A 20756-nucleotide genomic window follows, 5' to 3' on the forward strand; every position below is an offset into this window, starting at 1 on the left:
CGACTCAGCGGGGCCCTGGGCCCCGCCGGTCGCTCGATCGGGTGAGTGCTGCGCATGTGCCAGCGGCACATGCCAGCACGCCGCTAGGTTCCGGGCATGGTCACTTCGAACCACGAGGCGTCCCACCGGATCTTCCAGGACCGCCCGGAGCTACTCGCCCCGGTGTTCCGGATCCTTGGTGTGCCGCTACCTGCCAACGCCACCGTTGAGGTGCTGTCCGCCGATGTCACGGAGACCCGTCCCCTGGAGCGGCGCGTGGACAGCGTCCTGCGGATCACACCGCCCCATGGGGACGGCGGGTTCCTGCTGGCGATCGAGGCGCAAGGCCGCCGCGATCCCGACAAAGCGGTCAGCTGGTCGTACTACCTGTCGTACCTGATGGCGAAGTACACCTGTCCGGCGCTGCTTCTCGTCGTCTGTCAGGACAAGAGCACCGCCGACTGGGCAGCAGGGCCGTTCCGTCTCGGCGGGGCGGGCTGGACCGCTCTGTCGCTGCACCCGCTGGTGCTGGGTCCGGGCAACGTCCCGGTGATCATCGATGCGGAGGAGGCCGCCCAGGACCTGACCCTCGCGACCTTCTCCGCCATGACTCATGGCCGCGACCGGAACGCCATGGCCATACTGGAGGCACTGGCTGAAGCACTCGAAACCTCTGCCCCCGAGTCCATCGCGTACTACGCGGAACTACTGGAAATCGGCCTGGGAAACACCCCGGCCAGAGACATCTGGAGGGATCTCATGCCCCGCACCTACTTCCCCGGTCGAGGGACGCTCATCGAGGAGACCTACCTGGAGGGCGAGGCCAAGGGCAGGGTCGAAGGCGAAGCCATAGGGCGTGCCGAAGAGCGCGCGCAGCTGATTATGCGCGTCCTCGACAACCGAGGGGTACCCGCGGGCCCCGAGGCCCGGGACCGCATCACCGCCTGTGGCGACCTCGACACCCTCGGGCGGTGGCTCGACCTCGCCTTCACCGTCTCCGGAGCCGACGAGCTGTTCGCCCAGGAGAGCTGACCCCCCACGCACACGTACGGGCCCGCCCGGCTGCTGCCGGGCGGGCCCGTACGCACGTCACGAACTCGTACGGGTGCCCGTGCCCTTGGCCGCGTCCAGGGCGTAGACGCAGCGGTCCTTGCTGCACGCGTAGACCACGCCCGCCTCGGCCACCGGGGCGCCGGTGATCTCGCCGCCCGTGGCCAGCTTCCAGCGGAGCTGGCCGCCCGCCGCGTCCAGCGTGTACAGGCAGTGGTCCGCCGAGCCGAAGTGCACCCGGCCGTCCGCTACCGCCGGCGGGCCGGTGATCTCGCCGCCCGCCGCGAACCGCCACTTCGGGGTTCCGGTGACCGCGTCGAGCGTGTACAGCGCGCTGCCCGCCCCGAGGTGCACGTTGCCGTTCGCGACGAGGACCGGGTCCGAGGACGGCCGCGGCTCGGTCGCGATGCGCCAGCGGTCGTTGCCGGTGGCCGCGTCCAGGGCGTAGACGGTGCCCAGGTAGTCGGCCAGGTAGACGCCGCCGCCCGTCACCGCCGCACCCGGCGCGAAGGCCGGGGCCGCCAGGAAGACCGCCGGGGCCTCGAAGTGCCAGCGGACCCGGCCCGAGGCCCGGTCGACGGAGAGGACACGGGTGCCGGCCGCGACGTAGACGTTGCCGTCCGGCGCCGGGGTGACCCGTACCGGCACGTTCCCGCAGGACGCCGCGTCGCCCACCGGGTACGACCAGGACTCCCGGCCGGAGCGGGCGTCCAGGGCGCGCAGCCGCGCGTCCTGCCACACGTACACCGTGCCGTCGTGGAGGACGGGGGCCGCCTCCGGCGTCTCGAAGTCGGTCTGCGCGCCGGTCAGCTCCCACAGCTTCTGACCGTTGGACGCCTCCCAGCCCTGTACGCCGCCGCCGCGCGTGGCGGTGACGACGGTGCCGCGCTCGGCGCGCAGCGCGTACACCCAGGCGTCGGCGGACGTCCGCCACCGCTCGGAGCCGTCGGTGGCGTCGAGCGCGAAGAGGGAGGGGCCGTCGGAGGCGTGGATACGGCCGTCCGCGACGGCCATGGACCAGGCGACGTCGCGCGTCTTGAACTGGCGGCGGCCGCTCGCGACGTCCAGGGCGTGCACCTCGAAGGAGGTGACGTAGAGCAGGTCACCGGCGACGGTCGGGGTGCCCCAGACCTCGTTGGACATGCGGAACCGCCACGGCCGCCAGCGGCCGCTGTCCGGGGCGGGGCCGGGGGCGGGTGCGGGGGCGGTACGAGGGCTCGTGCCGGGCCCGGCCGCGAGGCCGGAGCTCGGGCCGGGGACGGCCGCCGCCTCCATCGCGGCCGAAGCGCCGCCCGGCGGGCGCACCCACCCGGTCGCCGAGTCCGCCCCGGCGTGTCCGGCGTGCCCGGCCGAAGCCGAGACCGAGGCCGACAGCGAGGCCGACACCCGCGGCCCGGGCCCGATCGGCACCGGGGAGCCGCCGAGGCGCACCGGCTCGCCCGAGGGCACCGGGGCCATCGGCGGGTGGTGCGGGCGCGGCGGGGCGGCATGGCCGGTGCGCGGGTCCACGTACGGGTCCGTCCCACGCTGGCGGCGGTGCGTGGCCTCCCCGGAGGCGGGGCCGGAGGAGCGGCCGGGAGCGGGGACCGGCGCGACGGGGGTGCGGTGCCCCGCCCGGCGGGTCTCGATCATCGCGACGGCCCGGCCGGGCAGCCACGCCGAGGCGGTGCCGCTGTCGTCGCCGCCGTCGAAGAGGTGCGGGGCCAGCTGCGCCTGGAGGTCGGCCGGGGTGGGCCGCAGCGTCGCGTCCATCTGCATGCAGGAGTCGATCAGCGGCCGCAGCTCCTCGGGGAGCCCCTCCAGGTTGGGGCCCTCGCGCAGCAGCATGAACACCGTCTCCACCGGGTTCGCCCCGTGGTACGGCGGGTGCCCGGTCGCCGCGAAGACCAGCGTGGAGCCGAGCGAGAACACGTCGCTGGCGCCCTTGACGCTGCGCGAGTCCTTCGCCTGCTCGGGCGACATGTACGCGGGGGTGCCGACGGCCACGTTCGTCATGGTCAGCCGGGTGTTGGAGACCCCGCTCGCGATACCGAAGTCGATCACGCGGGGGCCGTCCTCGACCACCAGCACGTTGGACGGCTTCAGGTCGCGGTGGACCAGGCCCGCCCCGTGGATGGACTGCAGCGCCTCGGCGATTCCGGCCGCGAGCCACCGTACGGCCTGGGCGGGCATGGGCCCGCACTCGTTGACGATCTCCTCCAGGGAGGGCGCCGGAACGTACGCCGTCGCCAGCCACGGCACGGCGGCCCGCGGGTCGGCGTCGACCACGGCGGCCGTGTAGAAACCGGACACGGCGCGCGCCGCCTCCACCTCGCGGGTGAACCGCACGCGGAAGAGCTGGTCCTCGGCGAGTTCGGTCCGCACCGTCTTGATCGCCACCCGGCGTCCGGACGCCGACCGTGCGAGATAGACCAGCCCCATGCCGCCGGCGCCGAGCCGTCCCAGCACCTCGAAGGGGCCGATCCGTCTCGGGTCGTGCTGCGTCAGCTGCTCCACCACTCGCCTCCACACCCATCCCCGTACGGGCCCTCGCCGGGCCCGTCTCCACCGGTCGCGCGGCGGCACGCGGCGGTCGGCCCCGTGCAGCGTCTCACTCCGGGACGCCGCCCGGGGTCGCGCAACCCCGATTCTGTCAGGCCCGCGCCTGCTCCGGTCCCTGCTCAGGGTGTGCTTTCGCACGCGGCTCCGAGAGGATCCCGAAGACGGCCCCCTGATTGTCGGCGAGGACGGCGATCCTCCCGTACGGCGTATCGAAGGGATCGGCGGTGACCCGGCCGCCGAGCCGCTGCGCCGTGGCGGCCGTCCGGTCGCAGTCCGGGACGGCGAAGTACGTGAGGAAGTGCGCCGGCATGATCTCCGGGAAGGCGTCGGTGATCAAGGTCCGGCCCAGGACGGCCGTGTCCGAGCCGGGCCGGCTGCCGGGCGGGGACCAGACGCGGTACTCGATGCCCGTCTCGGGGTCGTCCTGGTCCTCGGGGACGTAGCCGAAGACCTTGGCGTAGAACACGTCCACGGCGTCGCGGGCCCGGGTGTAGACCTCAGCCCAGCAGTACGTGTAGGGCTCCTGCTGGGCCTCGAAGCCGTGGTGGGTGCCGGGCTGCCACAGGCCGAAGACGGCGCCGCCGGGGTCGGCGGCCAGCGCGGCCGTGCCGTACGAGCCGACGGGCTGCGGGTCCATCACCATCTGGCCGCCTGCGGCGCGGATGCGGGCGGCGCAGGCGTAGGCGTCCGTCGTGTACAGGTAGACCCCCCACACGGTGGGCATCCGGCCGTCGGGCTTGGGGGCGAGGGCGGCGACGTTGCGGCCGCGGCTGTAGGCCTGCGTGTAGTGGCCGTACTCGGGTCCGGCGCTGGCGCCGAAGGTCCAGCCGAAGAGCTCACCGTAGAAGCGCTTGCCCGCCTCTACGTCCGGGAGGGAGGCGTCGACCCAGCACGGTGAGCCTTCCGCGAATGCGGCCATGAGCCCGGTTCCTTCCGTTGTGCCCCTGAAACAGGATGTGCCCGAAAACTTGTCCACAGCCTGTTGATAAGACTATTCGGGGGATACGCCACGATACGTACCGGAGGGGGGCGCCGTGCGGGCGAGGCTGGATGTGGCCGGCAAGGCCGCCGTGGCGGGGGCAGGGTCTCGGTGGGCCGGAAATCGCCCCTGCGGTGGCCGCGGGGCCCCGTTCCTCCCAGGCCGGCGGCCGGGTAACCCCATTTGCAGGCGGCCGAATCGCGCCCGGATCACCCCTCGGTAAGCTGACGGCATGACAGGACAAGTACGCACCGTCGACGGGCGTGTCGCCGGCCGGCGCGGCCAGGCGACGCGGCAGAAACTGCTCGACTGCCTCAGCGAGATGCTCAGCTCCTCGCCATACCGCGACGTCAAGGTGATCGACGTCGCGCGCAAGGCCGGCACCTCCCCCGCGACCTTCTACCAGTACTTCCCGGACGTCGAAGGCGCCGTCCTGGAAATCGCCGAGGAAATGGCCGCCGAGGGCGCGCAGTTGACGGCGCTCGTCGAGGGCCGGAACTGGGTCGGCAAGGCCGGCTGGGCGGCGGCCGAGGAACTCGTCGAGGGCTTCCTGGACTTCTGGCGCGCCAACGACGCGATCCTCCGCGTCGTCGACCTCGGCGCGGCCGAGGGCGACAAGCGGTTCTACAAGATCCGCATGAAGATCCTGAACTCCGTCACCAACTCCCTCACGGAGTCGATGAAGGAGCTCCAGGCCAAGGGCAAGGTCGACAAGGACCTCAGCCCGGCGGCCATGGCGGGGTCCCTCGTCGCGATGCTGGCCGCGGTCGCCTCGCACCAGAAGGGATTCCAGACCTGGGGCGTGAAACAGGCCGAGCTCAAGCCGAACCTGGCGCTCCTCGTGCACCTGGGCATCACCGGCAAGAAGCCCACCCGGTAGCGGCGGACCCCGCCCGGGGTCCGCCGCCGCCCAGGGGTTCGCCGCCGCTCAAAGGGGTCCGCTGCCATGACGACCGCCGCGACGCCGCTACGCCGCGATCAGCGACGCTCCAGGCGGAACAGCCGGATCTCGCGCTCGATGCGCGCCTGGTACGTCGCGTACGGCGGCCAGAACCCCAACACCGCCCGCCACGCCGCCGCGCGCTCCTCCCCTTCCAGCAGGCGGGCTCGTACGGCGATGTCCCGGCCCTTCCAACTCACGTCCGCGTCCGGGTGCTTGAGCAGGTTTCCGGTCCACGCCGGGTGTCCGGGGCGGCCGAAGTTGGAGCCGATCAGCAGCCAGCTCCTGCCGCCGTCCTCCGGCATGCAGGCGAGCGGTGTGGTGCGCGGCTCGCCGGTCCTGGCGCCTTTGGCGGTGAGGATCACGCCCGGGAGCATCTGGGCGCTGAGCATGACCTTGCCGCGGGTCAGCTTGTGCACCGCCTTGTCCAGGGCGGGGATGAAGTGCGGGGCGATCTTGGCGAACAGCATCGTCGAGGAGACCTTCTGCATGAGCTTCACGCCGGGAGCCATCAGACGGCCACCCTCTCCTGGGAAAGATGCGGCTGCGGTCGCTCCTGGGTCGGCTGCGTTTGCGGTTGCCGGTCGAACAGGCCGGCCTTCTCCGCCGCGTGCGCGCGCAGCCGGTGGACGGGCCCGAACAGCAGCTCGTCGGCCGCCGCCCGCTTGAAGTAGAGGTGCGCGTCGTGCTCCCAGGTGAAGCCGATGCCGCCGTGCAGCTGGATCGCCTCGCCGGCGGTCATCCGGAGCGCCTCCAGGGCCTGGGCGAGGGCGAGGCCGCCCTGGTGCGGGTCCCAGGCGGCGTAACAGGCCGCCGAGCGGGCCGCCTGCACCTGTACGTAGAGGTCGGCGAGCCGGTGCTTGACGGCCTGGAAGGACCCGACGGCCCGGCCGAACTGCTCGCGCCGGCATACGTACTCCACCGTCCGGGCGAGCGCCTGACCGGCCGCGCCGACCGCCTCGGAGGCGAGCACGGCGGCGGCGGTGCGCCCGGTGGCGGCGAGCGCCTCCGGTACGTCGCCCTCGCTGTCCCCCAGCAACTCGGCGGGCACGTCGCGCAGTTGGACCCGCCCCTGCGGCCGGGTCTCGTCGAGGGTGGACTGCCGGGTCCGTACCAGGCCGGGCGCGTCCTCCCGTACGAGGAACAGCAGGATCCGGCTGCGGGCGAAGCCCCCGGTGTGCGCGGCGACGAGCAGCAGGCCCGCGCTGTGCCCGTCGAGCACCTGCGCGGCCTCCCCGTAGAGCCGCCAGCCGCCCTCCTGCGCCCGGGCCTGGACCCCGCCGGCGCGGCCGCCCCCGGCCCATTCGCCCGGGGTGTTGCCGCCGGTCAGCGCGAGGGCGGTGGCCAGCGCCGGGCCGGGGACGGCGAGCGCGGCGGTGAGCCCGCCGGCGGCGAGCGGCGGCAGGAGGGCGGACCGCTGGGCGGCGGTCCCGAGCGCGGTGATCAGCGGGATGGCGAGCGCGGCGGTGGCCAGCAGCGGCGAGGGCAGCAGCGCCCGCCCGGTCTCCTCGCAGGCCAGGGCCAGGTCGGCGGGGGCGCAGCCGACGCCGCCGTACTCCTCGGCGACAGCGAGCCCCGGCAGGCCGAGCCGGCCGGAGAGCTGCTGCCACAGCTCCCGGTCGTACCCCTCGGCCGTCCGGACGGCGGCCTTGACCTCGTCCGGTCCGCAGCGTTTGCCCAGGATCTCGCGCAGGGTGCGGCGCATCTCGTCCTGCTCCGCGGTGAAGGCGGCATCCATCGTCGGGCTCCTCCCCGTATCTGACGGGCCGTCATGTTAGAGCGGGCGAGGTCAGATGCACAGGGGGTGCGCGCAGGGATGTGCGCGGGGATACGCACGAGGCGCCGCACACCGGGATGCACGCTCTAGCATCTGACGCTACGTCAGTTGTACCGTCGCCCCATGCCTGGACTCCACGGCCCCACCACCCACACCCCCACACCGCGCCGCGCAGTGGCGGTCGTCGGCGTCGCCCTCTCGGACTGCGGCCGGGTGGACGGCCCCACCCCGTACGCCCTGCACGCACAGGCCGCCCGCCGCGCCCTGGCCGACTCCGGCCTGGACCGCTCCGTCATCGACGGCTTCGCCTCGGCCGGGCTCGGCACACTCGCACCCGTCGAGGTGGCCGAGTACCTGGGCCTGCGCCCCACGTGGGTGGACTCCACCTCGGTCGGCGGCTCGACCTGGGAGGTCATGGCCGCCCACGCCGCCGACGCGATCGCGGCCGGCCACGCGAACGCCGTGCTCCTCGTCTACGGCTCCACCGCCCGCGCCGACATCAAGGCGCGACGCCGCACCTCGAACCTCTCCTTCGGCGCGCGCGGACCCCTCCAGTTCGAAGTGCCCTACGGCCACACGCTGATCTCCAAGTACGCGATGGCCGCCCGCCGCCACATGCACGAGTACGGGACGACCCTGGAGCAGCTCGCCTCTGTGGCCGTCCAGGCCCGGGCGAACGCCGCCACCAACCCGGACGCGATGTTCCGCGACCCCATCACGGTGGACGACGTCCTGTCGGGCGAGATGATCGCGGACCCCTTCACGAAGCTCCACTGCTGCATCCGCTCGGACGGCGGCTGCGCGGTACTGCTGGCGGCGGAGGACTACGTACCGGACACCGCCAAGACCCCGGTGTGGATCCTGGGCTCGGGCACCTCGGTCTCCCACACCACCATGTCGGAGTGGGAGGACTTCACGGTGTCCCCGGCGGCCGTCTCGGGGCGGCTGGCCTTCGCCCGCGCCGGGCTCACCCCGGCGGACGTGGACATCGCCGAGATCTACGACGCCTTCACCTACATGACCCTCGTCACCCTGGAGGACCTCGGCTTCTGCGCCAAGGGCGAGGGCGGCGCCTTCGTCGAGAAGGGCCGCCTCCTGCGCGGCGGCGAACTCCCGGTCAACACGGACGGCGGCGGCCTGTCGGCCTGCCACCCCGGCATGCGCGGCCTGTTCCTCCTGGTCGAGGCGGTCCGCCAACTCCGCGGCGAAGCGGGCCCGGGCCAGGTCACCAACCCCGACGGCGCCCTCCCAGAGGTCGCCCTCGCCTCCGGCACAGGCGGCTGGTTCTGCTCCTCAGGCACGCTGATCCTGGGGCGGGGGTGAGGGGCGGGGCTTTGACGGGTGGGGCGGAGTTTCGGGTGCGGGGTGCTGGTGGGGCGGGATCGGACAGTGCTGGGGGCTTCCCGTCAGTCTCACTGTCCTTCCGGTTCGGTCCGGTCCCTCAAGGGCGCTCACTGCGTTCGCGTCGCTTCGCGATGGCCTTCGGCCACCCTTGACCGACCGGCCCGCCCCGGAAAGACAAAGACTGCCGGGAAACCCCCGAAGGAACGGTCAGGGGGAAGGGTTCCCACTGAGCGGGGGCCAACCTCCTGGGCGGGCGCCCGGCTGCCCGGTATCCCCGCCCTTCGGGCGAAAAGCCCCCGGAACCCGCCCCGAACAGCGACCAGAACACCTGAGGAATCGGTAAGGCGCGTCAGATCGCTACATGCTCCTGCTGGCATAGCGTCTGCGGCCCGCCCGGTGCTGGAAACGCGTCATGTCTACCCGTGGATGACCTACACGTTCTCTGAAGCGCCGCCATATTCGTCACACTGACATGAATTGACCTGAACCCAGCCACAATTCAGGCTAGCTCTGCGATGCTGGAGGTCGATCGAGAGGGGCCGCAGCGATGCAGTGGAAGATCCACGGGGAACGTCCGATCTACGAGAACAAGTGGGTGAACCTGTGGCTCACCGATGTCGAGACGCCGGACGGGCACCGCTGGGAACACCACGTCGTCAAGCTCCGCCACCTGGCCGTGGCCGCCGTGATCAACGACCGCCAAGAGGTCCTGATGATGTGGCGACACCGCTTCATCACGGACGCGTGGGCGTGGGAACTGCCCATGGGCCTGGTCGAGGCGGACGAGACCCCCGGCGAAGCTGCCGCTCGTGAAGTCCTCGAAGAGACCGGCTGGCGTCCCGGCCCGATGAAGCCGCTGATCTACGCCGAACCGGCGAACGGCATCACGGACTCCCAGCACCACCTCTTCCGCGCCGACGGCGCCACGTACGACGGGCCCCCGACCGAGAAGAACGAGTCGGATCGCGTCGAGTGGATCCCGCTGGCGAACATCCGGGGCATGATCGACCGCCGCGAGATCGTCAGCAGCGGTTCCCTGGTCGGCCTCCTCTACGTCCTGATGGACGAAGGGGTTCGCTGACCCGGCGGGGGAAGCATCGCTCGTAGACGTGCCTCGAAGGCGACCGCGGCCGGCACTTCGCGATACGGCGCAAGCTGCTCGTAGAACTCGCGAAGGTGCCCGGTCACCCGCTCGGACGTCACCGCTGCGGCGGGCACCAGAGCCTCTATGGCCGTGAGGCATGCCTGGTCGAGTTTGCCCCGCTGGAGCTGCGTACGGGCCAGCCAGAAGGCATGGAACGCCCGGCCCCGCTGGTTCGCTGGGTCCTCCCGCTTCAGCGCATCCGCGATCAGCGGTTCGGCGATCGCAGCTTCTCCGAGACGGCCGTGCGCGATGCCTGTGTCCACGATGAGCTTCGGCTCATCGAAGTACGTCACCCATGCCGGGTCCGGGTCGCCCTCGTGTATGCGCTCGAACTGGCTGTGGGCCTCGGAGATCGCGGTATGCGTAGCCTTTTGGTCCCCCAGGGTCGCGTGGGCGAAGGCTTCTCGCATGGCCAGCATTGCCCGCACCCTCGGCGTCGTCCCTCTGGCGGCACGGGCCTGGTCCTGGGCGGCCGACACGAACGCAAGGGCATCTGCCGGCTTGTCCTGGTAGGTCGCTTGCAGGCTCATGCAGGCCAGCACATTGGCCATGAAGGGGTGGTCGTCGATCTCCCTGGCCAGTTGCAGCGCTTCCGAGAAGTACGCGCGGGCCTGGTGGTACTGGCGAGCATCGAAGTACGTCCACCCGGTCAGCCGCGCCAGTTCCGCCGCGATGCCGTACAGGCCGTTCTGTATCGGCGTCGGCCGCTGGTCCTTCAGCAGCCCCTCGACGTATCGCAGCTGGCCGACTACGGCCGGTCTCAGGGTCTCGCCCCCGTGCTCGTCGTCTCGGCGCCAATAGTCCTCGATCGAGGAGCGTAAGGCGTGAAGCGTGGACGGGCTCGGATTCGTTCCGGCGGCCAGAGCCAGGATGCTGTCCACTTCCACGCCCGGTAGCGCACTGAGCGGCTTCGGCCCTGCGGTGTCGCTGACGACCTCGGGCGGTTCCCGCTGGGCCACGATCAAGGCGGGCGGCGCCTCCCACGCCCGTCGGGCAAGTCCAAGCATGTGGCCAGGGATGCGCAGGCCGTCCGCGATCCGCTCGATCACGTCCATGTGAAGTAGCTGACGCCGGCCCGCGATGACTTCGCCTACGCGGCTCGGGGTCAGCTCGCACTGCCGGGCGATCATCGACGGATAGATGCCTGCCCTCGTCCTAACCAGCCGGAACACCCGCGTGAAGTCGCGGACCCGGCAGGCGTCGATCATCTGAGGATCGGTCAGCAGGTTGGGCGGGAGTTCCTTCGTGCGACGTGACTCGGGCATCGGGCACGCTCCGGACGGAGACTACGGATCGCTTCAAGGTCTCAACCGAACGTGATGTTACCCAAGTTGGGTAATCCGCTGGACCTTTCTGGCCACTGCCCTCGCTGGCGAAGCTTCTGCGCATGGCGAAGTGACACAGGACGACCCCCTTGGATACACACGGTGGCACTCCTGACTCAGCCCGCGCCCTTCACCCGGTGGCCGTCAAGCCGGGGGCGGCGTAGCCCGGCCGCTGACCCCACAGATCTCCGCCTCGCACTTCCTGAGCACGGCCGGGGCGGATGCACCACCCGCAAGGTCCCCCGCCGGAATCCCGGTGGGACACATCAAGGTCAGGAAGGAGTACGTGATGAACGAGAACGCTCCCACCGAGCAGAACAGCGGTCTGCTGATCGGTGTCCGACGCATCACCGCGGCCCGCTCGCGTGCCGAAGAAGCCTCGGACAACACCGGCGGCAAGTCGGACATGAACGACACCTGATCGACCGAGGAGACCCACGGTGATTGATTCCGCATCGTGGGCGCAGCGTCTGGGTGGGGACACGTTCCTCGCCCAGACGTGCTTCCGTGCCCACCAAGTGATCCGCTCCAACGGCAACACCTTCCCCGCGCCGCTGACCTGGGACGATCTCAACGAGATCGTGGCCGCGCACCGGCTCGAACCGCCTCGTATGCGACTCTCCCGCGCTGGTGAAGCCGTTCCCGCCACGGCCTACTCCATACTCCGCACAAACCGTCGCGGGGTGTCCTGGTACCAGCCCCAACCTGCCGAGTTCCACGCCCGGCTCGCCGAGGGCGCGTCCCTCGTCATCGACGCGATCGACCAGATCCACCCGCCCGTCCGGGAAGCCGCGGCCGGCCTCGAACGGTTCTTCCGCACCCCCGTGCAGGTCAACGCGTACGCCTCGTGGACCGCCGAGGAAGGGTTCGGTACCCACTGGGACGACCATGACGTGGTGGTGCTCCAGCTCGAAGGCTCAAAGCGGTGGAAGATCTATTGCCCCACCCGCCAGGCCCCCTCCTGGCGCGACGTCGAAGCCCCCGTGGCCCCGACGGGCGAGCCGATCGCGGACATCGTCCTGACGGCCGGTGACCTGCTCTATCTGCCGCGCGGCTGGTGGCACGCCGTGAGCGCCGACCAGGGCAGCGCCTCGCTTCACCTCACGTTCGGGCTCGCTACGCAGACCGGCGCCGAGTTCCTCGGCTGGCTGTGTGACGACCTCCGGGCCAGCACGAACGTCCGCGCCGACGTCCCCCGCTTCGGCACACCCGCGGAGCGGGCCGACTACCTGGACGCCGTACGGAAGGAGGTACTGGCCGCCTTGGACGACCCGGCGGCCCTCGATCGCTGGGAGAGGTCGCTGGACACCACCCACCCCGGGCGTCCGCGCCTGTCCCTACCGCACCTCGCCGGCATCCCGTCGGAGCCTGGGATCACCGTCCAGCTCACCGCTCCCCGGGCCCGCATCGACCAGGACGACGATACGGTGACGTTCTCCGGCACCGGGAACGAATGGACCTTCGCCCTCCCCGTCGCCCCGCTGCTCCGCCTCCTGGCCGACGGGAAGCCGACCTCCCTTGCAGCCCTGGCTGCCGATTCCGGCCTCACCATCGAGCAGGTGGCCGAGGTCGTCACCATCCTGATCACGGGTCAAGCCGTCGCCGTCGTCGGGGGCTCCCAGTGACCGCTTCCCTCGGACTCGGGACGTATCGGGTGCGCGCCGTTGGGCAGGCGGCACGCACCGTGTGCGCCGATGGACTGGTGTGGATCGACACCGCCCCCAACTACGCGGACGCCCACCGGCTGCTCGGCCCCGTCATCGCCGACCACCCGCGCGCCATGGTCGCGACGAAGACGGGGTTCTTCACCAAGGCTGACGGAGAGGCAGCAGTACAGGCCGGACTGCTTACCCCGCAGCAGTTAGCCGCCGGCCACAGCCTCCGTTCTGCCTTTACGCGCTGGCAGACGGACCGCTCCCTTGCCGCGCTCGGCCGAGCCGACCTCGTATTCGTCCACAACCCCGAGCACTCCCTCCTCGACCGCGCGGAGCTGCACGAGCGGCTGCGTACGGTGTTCGCCGTCCTGGAGGAGTTCGCCGCCGCAGGCAGGATCGGCGGATACGGCGTGGCCACGTGGTCGGGAATCCAGCACGGGGCCTTCACCGTCCCCGAACTCCTGGGCCTGGCGAAGGAAGCCGCCGGATCGGGTGAACACCACCTGCGCGCGATCCAGCAACCCGTCAGCCTCGTCATGTCCCGGCCGGTCGCTCTCGCCCTCGATGGACGGGGGCCCCTGGTCCAAGCCCGAGCTGCGGGCCTGATCACCTTCGGCTCCTCGCCCCTGCACGGCGGCGAACTCCCGGCTCTCACCACGCCCGAACTCGCCGAGTTCATCCGGCCTGGGGCCTCGCCGGCCTCGGCCTGCCTCCTCGCTGCGGCCTCCTGCCCGAGCCTGGACGTGGTACTGCTGTCCGCCAGTAGTGCAGAGCACTGGAACGCCGCCAAGGACTCCATCGCCGCCCCCCTCGAACCGGGCCAGCTCAGGAAGGTCACCGATGTACTCGCCCAAGGATGAGACCACCAGGGCCCGTATGGAGGACGCCATGGCGCACGCCGCTGCCAGGCTGTCCACCGCGACGACCGGAACACCTGCCTGGGGATGGCTGGGCCGCACCATCGGCAGCCGCACCGACGGAGGCCACTGGCTCCGTGTCCACTGCGGTGAGGCCGCCAAGACCCCTGCCACCCGGAACGAGGGCATCGCGCTCGCTGAAGAACGGGTGTCGGGCAGGGTGTCCCGCCCCCACCTCCACGACCTAATCCGCTGGGAGGGCGGGGAGTACGTCTTCGAAGCTGAACTGATCGACTACATCGCCCAGCCCGTCATCTCCCCGGAAACCCCTGACCTCACCGAGGACCCGGGCCTGCCTGACTCCTGGTGGGAGACCCTGCGGGAGAGCCTGGACGCCCTCAGCACCGCCGAACCGCCCCGCGAGACCATCCGACAGTCATGGGCGGACCGAGTGTTCCCCGAGTTCCTCGGCATCCCCGCGCCGGCCATCACCGAACGCGTCACCGGCCACGCCGATCTCCAGTGGGCCAACCTCACCCACCACCCCCTCGTCATCCTCGACTGGGAACGCTGGGGAGCCGTCCCCGTCGGCTACGACCCGGCCATGCTCTACGTCAACAGCCTCCGGGTCCCCGCCGTTGCCGACCGCATCCGCGCCGAGTTCGCCCACGTTCTCGACACCCCCGCCGGCCGGATCGGCGAGCAGATCGCCCTCGCCGAGATGCTCCAGGCAGTCGGTCGCGGCTGGTACGCGCAGCTGGCTCCGCTACTGCGCCAGCGCGCGGAGGAACTGACCGCTGTCCGCCCGCCGGTCTCGGCACCTGTCTAACCCTGTACCTCTCCCATACCCTCTTCCCTGATGCCGTCCCGCACAGACCCCGCCCCACGACACCGCCCCTACCAGCCCAACGCGTCCAGTGGGCGTCCGTTCGTGGCGATGCGGAGGGCGTGGTGGCCGTGGTCGAGGTCGATCAGGGTGATGTGGGAGGCGTCGGGGGACCAGGTGGCTTCCAGGACGCCCTTTGCGTAGTCGAGGCCCGGGGCGTGCGGGAATTCCGCCACCGGCCAGCGGCGGGCCGTCGGGAAGTGGCCCGCGTCCACGTAGATCCGCCAGACCGGGTCATGGAACGGGGAGGTCTGTTCCACCACCAGGCGGCGCGCGGATCCGTCCGGGGCGGCAACGTCGAACTCCCGGTCCGGGAAGGGGTCGGAGCCGACGTGGTACACCGGGGCCGCGAGGGCGAGGGCCGCCAAGGCGGCGAGCGGCACGGGGTGGTTCAGCTCGGCCATGAGGGCCGGGCCGCCGGGGTGGTCGTAGAGCGGGGCGACGACCGCCAACGATATCGACGCCCCCGCGAGGGCGAGCAGCCCGCACGCCCCGGCTCCGTACCTGTTCATGGGGCCGCACCCTAGCCTGGGGGCATGACCAGCGACATCAGCGGCAGCGACGCCTTCCACGCCACCCTGCACTCCCTGCGGGTGTGGGACACCCCGCTTCCCGTCTTCGACGCCGAGGCGGCGCCGGCCGAGCCGCTTCCCCTGTTTCGCGCGTGGTTCGTCCACGCCGCGAAGGCAGGTCAGTTGGAGCCGCACACGATGAGCCTCGCGACGGTGGACGCCGACGGGCGGCCCGACGTACGCACCCTGATGCTGCACGACGCCGACGCCCGCGGCTGGCACTTCGCCACCCACGCCACCAGTGCGAAGGGGCGCCAGCTGGCCGGCCACCCGGACGCCGCGCTGGGCTTCTACTGGCCCACCGTGGCGCGCCAGATCCGCGTCCGCGGCCGGGTCACGGCATGCGGGCCGGAGGAGAGCCGGGCCGATCTGGCCGTACGGTCGCGGGGCGCGCTCGCCGCCGCGCTCACAGGCCGCCAGAGCGAGGTGCTGGGCTCGGCGGAGGAGCTCGCGGAGGCCTCGGCCGCCGCGTGGGAGCGGGCCGGGGCGGAGCCGGACGCGCCGGCGCCGACGTGGACGCGGTACGTCCTGGACGCCACCGAGGTCGAGTTCTTCCAGGGTGACCCGATGCGGCGGCACACCCGCCTCCGCTACCTCCGTACGCCCGCCGGCGCCTGGACGCGCGAGCTGCTCTGGCCGTAACGGCCCATGCCCTACCGCTGGCTACGGCAGCGCCGCCGCCGGCCGGAAGACCGCCACCGCCACGCCCTCCGCCGCCTCGCGGAAGGTGACCTCCAGCGGCATTCCGATCCGCAGGTCGGAGTGTTCGCACTCCACGACCTCCGTCATCATCCGCGGGCCCTCCGCCAGGTCGACCACCGCCGCCACGTACGGGACCCGCGTCCCGAACGGCGGGAGGTCGTTCCGGTGGATCACCGACCAGGTGTACAGCGTCGCGCGGCCGCTCGCCAGCTCCCATGCGACCCGGTCCTCACCCGCCCAGCAGAACGGGCAGAACTCCCTCGGGTAGTGGTGCGTACGCGCGCAGTCCCCGCAGCGGCGCAGCAGCAGCCGTCCCTCCGCCGCCGCGTCCCAGTAGGGACGGGTGAACGCGTCCGCCTCCGGCAGGTCGTACCGCACGGCCCCGCCACCCGGCCCACCGGCACCACCGGAGCCACTGGCACGGGCCGGCCCACCCGCGCCACTGGCCCCAATCACCCGGCCCGCCCCACTCGCCCCGCTCACAGGAACAGCCCCATCGCCGCGTCGAGCGACCAGGTCTGCCACCCCATGGCCAGGAGGGCGACGAGCGAGATGAGCGCCATCATCGCGTTCTGCCCCTGCTCGGCCCAGTCGTGGATCATCAGCACCAGGTACAGCAGGTTCAGCAACAGCCCGCCCACCAGCGCGATCGGCGTCAGGAAGCCGAGCACCAGGCCCAGCCCGAGCGCGAGTTCCGCGTAGACGACGACGTACGCCATCAGTCGCGGCCGCGGCTGGACGACCTTCTCGAAGCCGCCCTTCACGAACGGCCAGCGGTGCTTGCCCGCGACGTCGGCCGCCCACGCGATGCCCGTGCCGCGTTCGAACCAGCCCTTCTTGTCCTTGTGCCGCCAGCTCTCCAGCCACCACAGGCCGAGGCCTATCCGGAGCACGGCGATCCATTCGGCCCCGCTGAGCCAGACGGTCTGCATGTTCTGCATGGTTTGCATGGTCTGCATCGACCCTCCCCCCCTCCCGATCTGACGATACGTCAGATCAGCAGTTCAGCGGATCGGGGGAGATCCCGCAAGGCCCCCGGCCACCGCCCGTGATCGATCCGCAACCGATTCCCTCCTTGTCCGAGACCCATCAACCCAGCGTGGCGATACGATCACACCTCATGCCCGGAGTCCCCACAGCACCCGACATGACCACCCAGCCCCGCCCCGTCTACGTGATCGGCGCGGGGCCCGGCGGCCTCGCCGTCGCCGCCGCGCTGCGTGCTCGCGGAGTACGCGCGGTGGTCGTCGAGAAGTCCGACGCGGTCGGCACCTCCTGGCGGGGCCACTACGACCGGCTCCACCTCCACACCACCCGGCGGCTCTCCGCCCTCCCCGGCCTGGCCATACCGCGCCGGTTCGGGCGGTGGGTCTCGCGGGACGACGTGGTGCGGTACCTGGAGAAGTACGCCGAGTTCCACGAGCTGGAGATCGTCACCGGCGTCGAGGTGACCCGGATCGAGCGCGCCCCCCAGGAAGGCGACGCACGGCACGAGGGCGACGCCCCCCGAGAAGGCGACACCCCGCGCGGGGACGGCGCCACGCAGGCGGGCCGAGCCCCCCAGTCGGGCGCCGCCCCCGGCTGGACCCTGCACGCCAGCGGCGGCCGGGTGCTGGCCGCCCGGGCCGTGGTCGTGGCCACCGGCTTCAACCACACCCCGAGGCTCCCCGACTGGCCGGGCCGGGACACGTACACCGGGACGCTCACGCACGCCGCCGGCTACCGCGACCCCAAGCCGTACGAGGGCCGGGACGTCCTCGTCGTCGGCGTCGGCAACACCGGCGCGGAGATAGCCGTCGACCTGGCCGGGGGCGGGGCCGCGCGGGTCCGCCTCGCCGTGCGCACCGCCCCGCACATCGTGCGCCGCTCCACCGCCGGCTGGCCCGCCCAGCGCACCGGGATCCTGGTACGACGGCTGCCCGTACGCCTGGTGGACCGGCTGGGCGCGCTCGTCGCCAAGGCCTCCGTCCCGGACCTGGCGGCGTACGGCCTCCCGCGCCCGGAGACCGGCCTGTACAGCAGGGTCGAGGAGGGCGCGATACCGGTGCAGGACGTCGGCCTGATCGATGCCGTCCGCACCGGCGGGGTCGAGCCGGTGGCGGCCGTCGTGTCGTTCGACGGCGACGAGGTGGTGCTCGCCGACGGCTCCCGGATCACCCCGGACGCGGTGATCGCGGCCACCGGTTACCGGCGCGCCCTGGAGGGCCTGGTCGGCCACCTCGACGTACTCGACGGGCGCGGGCGGCCCCTCGTACACGGCGCCCGCACTCCGGCGCAGGCCCCCGGCCTGTACTTCACCGGGTTCACGAACCCCATCAGCGGGATGTTCCGGGAGATGGCGCTGGACGCCGAGAAGATCTCCAGTGCACTGGCCCGCCACCTCGCCGGCGGCGGCAGGGCCCGCCGCCGCCGCACCCCCCGGTCCGGCACGGGACTCCCCCCGGTCGCCCCGCTCGCCTAAGCGGCGCCCCCCAGCCCCTCAACCTCGGCCGAATCGGCCCTGGACCCGCCCTGGAGGCGTCTGCGACCGTTCCACACATCACCTCCACACATCACCTCCACCAGCTTTCCCGCGCAGCCCTGTTCCTGACGGCGCGTCAGTTCAGTAATCTGACTACGCGTCAGTTAAGGAGTTCCACGGAGATCTTCGAGCAGGAGCGGGCGGAACGATGCTTGGATCTACTCACGGCACCCTCACCACCGACTTCCGCGCACGTGTCGAGGCCTGCGGGGAAACCCCCCGGACGGCGGTCCACTCCACCGCGGCGCCGTCCGCCGAGGACGACGCCGCGCTCGACGTCAGCGGGCGGCCCCTGCGCTCCGACGTGCCCGACCTGGACCGGTTCTTCCGGCCCGAGTCCGTGGCCGTCATCGGCGCCTCCGACGCCGACGGCAGACCGAACACCGGCATCACCCGGCAGCTCATCGCCTGGGCGGAACGCGTCGGTGCCCGGATCCACCCCGTGCACCCCACCCGCCCCGCCGTCTTCGGCCGGCCGTGCCACGCCTCGGTGGCCGACCTGCCCGAACAGGTGGACCTCGCCGTCGTCCTCGTCGCCGACCCGCTCCCCGTCATCGAGGAGCTGGCCGAGGCCAAGGTGAAGTTCGCCGTCGCCTTCGCCTCCGGCTTCGCCGAGACCGGCGACGCGGGCGCGGCCGCCCAGGCCCGCCTCTCCGCCGCCGTCCGGCGCTCCGGCCTGCGCCTGCTCGGGCCGAACACCAACCTCAACGCCTTCGAGAGGTTCCGCGACGACCTCGGCGGCCCGGCCATCGCGCTGATCACCCAGTCCGGCCACCAGGGGCGGCCCGTCTACACCCTCCAGGAACTCGGCATCCGGCTCTCCCACTGGGCCCCCACAGGCAATGAAGCCGACCTCGAAACCTCCGACTTCATCTCCTACTTCGCCGAGCGGCCCGAGGTCGGGGCCATCGCCTGCTACGTGGAGGGCCTCAAGGACGGCCGCGCCTTCCTCCTCGCCGCGGACCGGGCCGCCCGCAACGGCGTCCCCGTCGTCGCCGTCAAGGTCGGCCGCACCGAGACCGGCGCGCGCATGGCCGCCTCCCACACCGGGAAGCTGACCGGGGCCGACACCGTCGTCGACGCCGCCATGCGGCAGTTCGGCGTCATCCGCGTCGACGGGCTGGACGAGCTCCAGGACACCGCAGCCCTCCTCGCCCGGGCCCGCAAACCCTCGGCCGAGGGGGTCGTCGTCTACTCCATCTCCGGCGGCACCGGAGCCCACTTCTCCGACCTCGCCTCCGAGGCCGGGCTCACCCTCCCCGCCCTCTCGCAGGCCAAGCAGGACGAGCTCCACCAGTGGATACCGGAGTACCTGAACGTCGCCAACCCCGTCGACAACGGCGGCCACCCGGTGGGCGACTGGCGCGGCCGCAAGATCATCGACGCGCTCCTCGCCGACCCGTCCGTCGGCGTCCTGATCTGCCCCATCACCGGCCCCTTCCCGCCGATGAGCGACAAACTCGCCCAGGACCTCGTCGACGCCGCCGAAGCGACCGACAAACTCGTCTGCGTGATCTGGGGTTCCCCGGTCGGCACGGAGGAGGCCTACCGAACCACCCTCCTCGGCTCCTCCCGAGTGGCCACCTTCCGTACCTTCGGCAACTGCATCACCGCCGTACGGGCCTACCTCGGCCACCACCGCTTCACCGCCGACTACCGCTCCCCGTTCGACGAGGCCCCCCGCACGCCCTCTCCCTCGTACCGCAAGGCGCAGGCCCTCATGCGCCCGGGCCAGCAGCTCAGCGAGCACGCGGCGAAGCAACTGCTGCGCGCCTACGGCATACGGGTCCCCCGCGAGCAGCTCGTGACGAGCGCGGCGGCGGCGGTCCGCGCCGCCGGCCTCGTCGGCTACCCGGTCGTCATGAAGGCGTCGGGTCCGCAGCTCGCCCACAAGACCGAGCTCGGCCTGGTCAAGGTCGCCCTGACCTCGGCGAGCCAGATCCGCGACGCGTACCGGGAGCTCACCGACATAGCCCGCTACGAGAACGTTCCGCTGGACGGAATCCTGGTCTGCCAGATGATCGAGCGCGGGGTGGAGATGGTCGTCGGCGTCACCCAGGACGACCTCTTCGGCCCCACCGTCACCGTCGGCCTGGGCGGGGTCCTGGTGGAGGTCCTGCACGACGCCGCCGTCCGCGTGCCGCCCTTCGGCGAGGACCAGGCCCGCCGGATGCTCACCGAACTCCGCGGCCAGGCCCTCCTGGAGGGGGTCCGGGGTGCGCCGCCGGCCGACGTGGACGCCCTGGTCGAGGTCATCCTCCGGGTCCAGCGGATGGCCCTGGAACTGGGCGACTCCCTCGCGGAGCTGGACATCAACCCCCTGATGGTCCTCCCCCGCGGCCAGGGGGCGGTGGCCCTGGACGCCCTAGCCATCTGCCGCTGACGCTCCGGCCGGGTGCGGCGCCGCTGCCGGGGGCCAGCCCCCGGACCCTCCCCCAGCTACCGCTGGGAGGTGCCCCCAGCGCCTCAAACGCCGGCGGGGCT

General features: G+C 72.0%; 19 protein-coding genes. 11 read left to right on the plus strand and 8 right to left on the minus strand.

Translation table 11 applies throughout. The annotated features are described in order from the left end of the window. Window positions 1-96: 96 nt before the first annotated feature. Complete coding sequence (locus tag MTF65_RS17870) at window positions 97-1011, plus strand: hypothetical protein (RefSeq protein WP_243629703.1); 915 nt, start codon at window positions 97-99, stop codon at window positions 1009-1011. 57 nt (window positions 1012-1068) lie between these two features. On the opposite strand, the gene MTF65_RS17875 is transcribed toward MTF65_RS17870, so the two are convergent. Then, window positions 1069-3528, minus strand: a complete 2460-nt coding sequence (locus tag MTF65_RS17875; protein ID WP_243629704.1) for a serine/threonine-protein kinase — start codon at window positions 3526-3528, stop codon at window positions 1069-1071. Between the two features lie 133 nt (window positions 3529-3661). After that, window positions 3662-4489, minus strand: a complete 828-nt coding sequence (locus MTF65_RS17880; protein WP_243629705.1) for a VOC family protein — start codon at window positions 4487-4489, stop codon at window positions 3662-3664. Between the two features lie 292 nt (window positions 4490-4781). On the opposite strand from MTF65_RS17880, the gene MTF65_RS17885 reads away from it, so the two are divergent. Further along, window positions 4782-5429, plus strand: a complete 648-nt coding sequence (locus MTF65_RS17885) for a TetR family transcriptional regulator (protein ID WP_243629706.1) — start codon at window positions 4782-4784, stop codon at window positions 5427-5429. A gap of 98 nt (window positions 5430-5527) precedes the next feature. Here the strand turns inward: MTF65_RS17885 and MTF65_RS17890 are convergent, their stop codons facing one another. Together MTF65_RS17890 and MTF65_RS17895 are read right to left on the minus strand one after the other, a co-directional pair. Next, window positions 5528-6001: a nitroreductase family deazaflavin-dependent oxidoreductase gene (locus MTF65_RS17890; RefSeq protein ID WP_243629707.1), complete on the minus strand. Its 474-nt coding sequence runs from the start codon at window positions 5999-6001 to the stop codon at window positions 5528-5530. Beyond that, a complete protein-coding gene (locus MTF65_RS17895; protein ID WP_243629708.1) occupies window positions 6001-7227 on the minus strand; it encodes an acyl-CoA dehydrogenase family protein in 1227 nt (408 codons plus the stop codon). Before MTF65_RS17895 ends, MTF65_RS17890 begins: the two co-directional genes overlap by 1 nt. 162 nt (window positions 7228-7389) lie before the next feature. Between MTF65_RS17895 and MTF65_RS17900 the strand changes: the two genes are divergently transcribed. Further along, on the plus strand, window positions 7390-8589 hold the full coding sequence (locus tag MTF65_RS17900; RefSeq protein ID WP_243629709.1) for a thiolase C-terminal domain-containing protein: 1200 nt from the start codon (window positions 7390-7392) through the stop codon (window positions 8587-8589). Between the two features lie 568 nt (window positions 8590-9157). Continuing rightward, complete coding sequence (locus tag MTF65_RS17905) at window positions 9158-9691, plus strand: NUDIX hydrolase (protein WP_243629710.1); 534 nt, start codon at window positions 9158-9160, stop codon at window positions 9689-9691. Here MTF65_RS17905 and MTF65_RS17910 read toward each other — a convergent pair. Continuing rightward, window positions 9661-11019, minus strand: coding sequence for a helix-turn-helix transcriptional regulator (locus MTF65_RS17910; RefSeq protein WP_243629711.1), 1359 nt, complete (start codon window positions 11017-11019; stop codon window positions 9661-9663). The two genes, MTF65_RS17905 and MTF65_RS17910, sit on opposite strands and share 31 nt — an antisense overlap. A 349-nt stretch (window positions 11020-11368) precedes the next feature. Here MTF65_RS17910 and MTF65_RS30295 point away from each other — a divergent pair, with 349 nt between their 5' ends. Genes MTF65_RS30295 through MTF65_RS17925 form a run of 4 tightly spaced genes read left to right on the plus strand, consistent with a single transcriptional unit; the run spans window position 11369 to window position 14420 of the window. Continuing rightward, window positions 11369-11500 carry a hypothetical protein gene (locus MTF65_RS30295; protein ID WP_278186254.1) on the plus strand — a complete coding sequence of 44 codons (132 nt, stop codon included), beginning with the start codon at window positions 11369-11371 and terminating at the stop codon, window positions 11498-11500. A 19-nt stretch (window positions 11501-11519) separates the two neighbouring features. Then, window positions 11520-12704 (plus strand): JmjC domain-containing protein, encoded by a 1185-nt coding sequence (locus tag MTF65_RS17915; protein WP_243629712.1) that lies wholly within the window; start codon window positions 11520-11522, stop codon window positions 12702-12704. 59 nt (window positions 12705-12763) lie between these two features. Then, window positions 12764-13594: an aldo/keto reductase gene (locus MTF65_RS17920; protein WP_308407185.1), complete on the plus strand. Its 831-nt coding sequence runs from the start codon at window positions 12764-12766 to the stop codon at window positions 13592-13594. Continuing rightward, on the plus strand, window positions 13575-14420 hold the full coding sequence (locus tag MTF65_RS17925; protein WP_243629714.1) for a hypothetical protein: 846 nt from the start codon (window positions 13575-13577) through the stop codon (window positions 14418-14420). Before MTF65_RS17920 ends, MTF65_RS17925 begins: the two co-directional genes overlap by 20 nt. A 68-nt stretch (window positions 14421-14488) precedes the next feature. Here the strand turns inward: MTF65_RS17925 and MTF65_RS17930 are convergent, their stop codons facing one another. Then, window positions 14489-14989, minus strand: coding sequence for a hypothetical protein (locus MTF65_RS17930; RefSeq protein WP_243629715.1), 501 nt, complete (start codon window positions 14987-14989; stop codon window positions 14489-14491). Window positions 14990-15013: 24 nt separating this feature from the next. Here MTF65_RS17930 and MTF65_RS17935 point away from each other — a divergent pair, with 24 nt between their 5' ends. Continuing rightward, entirely contained in the window at window positions 15014-15691 is a 678-nt protein-coding gene (locus MTF65_RS17935) for a pyridoxal 5'-phosphate synthase (RefSeq protein ID WP_243629716.1), read from the plus strand. Between the two features lie 21 nt (window positions 15692-15712). On the opposite strand, the gene MTF65_RS17940 is transcribed toward MTF65_RS17935, so the two are convergent. Beyond that, a complete protein-coding gene (locus tag MTF65_RS17940; RefSeq protein WP_243629717.1) occupies window positions 15713-16129 on the minus strand; it encodes a Zn-ribbon domain-containing OB-fold protein in 417 nt (138 codons plus the stop codon). A gap of 101 nt (window positions 16130-16230) precedes the next feature. After that, complete coding sequence (locus MTF65_RS17945) at window positions 16231-16683, minus strand: DoxX family membrane protein (RefSeq protein ID WP_243629748.1); 453 nt, start codon at window positions 16681-16683, stop codon at window positions 16231-16233. Window positions 16684-16898: 215 nt separating this feature from the next. Between MTF65_RS17945 and MTF65_RS17950 the strand changes: the two genes are divergently transcribed. Continuing rightward, window positions 16899-18212, plus strand: coding sequence for an NAD(P)/FAD-dependent oxidoreductase (locus tag MTF65_RS17950; RefSeq protein WP_243629718.1), 1314 nt, complete (start codon window positions 16899-16901; stop codon window positions 18210-18212). Window positions 18213-18420: 208 nt separating this feature from the next. Next, entirely contained in the window at window positions 18421-20655 is a 2235-nt protein-coding gene (locus tag MTF65_RS17955) for an acetate--CoA ligase family protein (RefSeq protein ID WP_243629719.1), read from the plus strand. The last annotated feature ends 101 nt before the right edge of the window (window positions 20656-20756 follow it).

Origin of the sequence: Streptomyces sp. APSN-46.1 (genome assembly GCF_022815725.1) — a bacterium.
Classification (GTDB): Bacteria; Actinomycetota; Actinomycetes; order Streptomycetales; family Streptomycetaceae; genus Streptomyces.

Bases quoted from the DNA above. Each gene is read 5' to 3' on its own strand.
- MTF65_RS17935 (WP_243629716.1), top strand. From the start codon at position 15,014: ATGACCAGCGACATCAGCGGCAGCGACGCCTTCCACGCCACCCTGCAC.
- MTF65_RS17890 (WP_243629707.1), bottom strand. From the start codon at position 6,001: ATGGCTCCCGGCGTGAAGCTCATGCAGAAGGTCTCCTCGACGATGCTG.
- MTF65_RS17925 (WP_243629714.1), top strand. From the start codon at position 13,575: ATGTACTCGCCCAAGGATGAGACCACCAGGGCCCGTATGGAGGACGCC.
- MTF65_RS17930 (WP_243629715.1), bottom strand. From the start codon at position 14,989: ATGAACAGGTACGGAGCCGGGGCGTGCGGGCTGCTCGCCCTCGCGGGG.
- MTF65_RS17905 (WP_243629710.1), top strand. From the start codon at position 9,158: ATGCAGTGGAAGATCCACGGGGAACGTCCGATCTACGAGAACAAGTGG.
- MTF65_RS17955 (WP_243629719.1), top strand. From the start codon at position 18,421: ATGCTTGGATCTACTCACGGCACCCTCACCACCGACTTCCGCGCACGT.
- MTF65_RS17880 (WP_243629705.1), bottom strand. From the start codon at position 4,489: ATGGCCGCATTCGCGGAAGGCTCACCGTGCTGGGTCGACGCCTCCCTC.
- MTF65_RS17950 (WP_243629718.1), top strand. From the start codon at position 16,899: ATGACCACCCAGCCCCGCCCCGTCTACGTGATCGGCGCGGGGCCCGGC.
- MTF65_RS17900 (WP_243629709.1), top strand. From the start codon at position 7,390: ATGCCTGGACTCCACGGCCCCACCACCCACACCCCCACACCGCGCCGC.
- MTF65_RS17895 (WP_243629708.1), bottom strand. From the start codon at position 7,227: ATGGATGCCGCCTTCACCGCGGAGCAGGACGAGATGCGCCGCACCCTG.
- MTF65_RS17885 (WP_243629706.1), top strand. From the start codon at position 4,782: ATGACAGGACAAGTACGCACCGTCGACGGGCGTGTCGCCGGCCGGCGC.
- MTF65_RS17945 (WP_243629748.1), bottom strand. From the start codon at position 16,683: ATGCAGACCGTCTGGCTCAGCGGGGCCGAATGGATCGCCGTGCTCCGG.
- MTF65_RS30295 (WP_278186254.1), top strand. From the start codon at position 11,369: ATGAACGAGAACGCTCCCACCGAGCAGAACAGCGGTCTGCTGATCGGT.
- MTF65_RS17910 (WP_243629711.1), bottom strand. From the start codon at position 11,019: ATGCCCGAGTCACGTCGCACGAAGGAACTCCCGCCCAACCTGCTGACC.
- MTF65_RS17870 (WP_243629703.1), top strand. From the start codon at position 97: ATGGTCACTTCGAACCACGAGGCGTCCCACCGGATCTTCCAGGACCGC.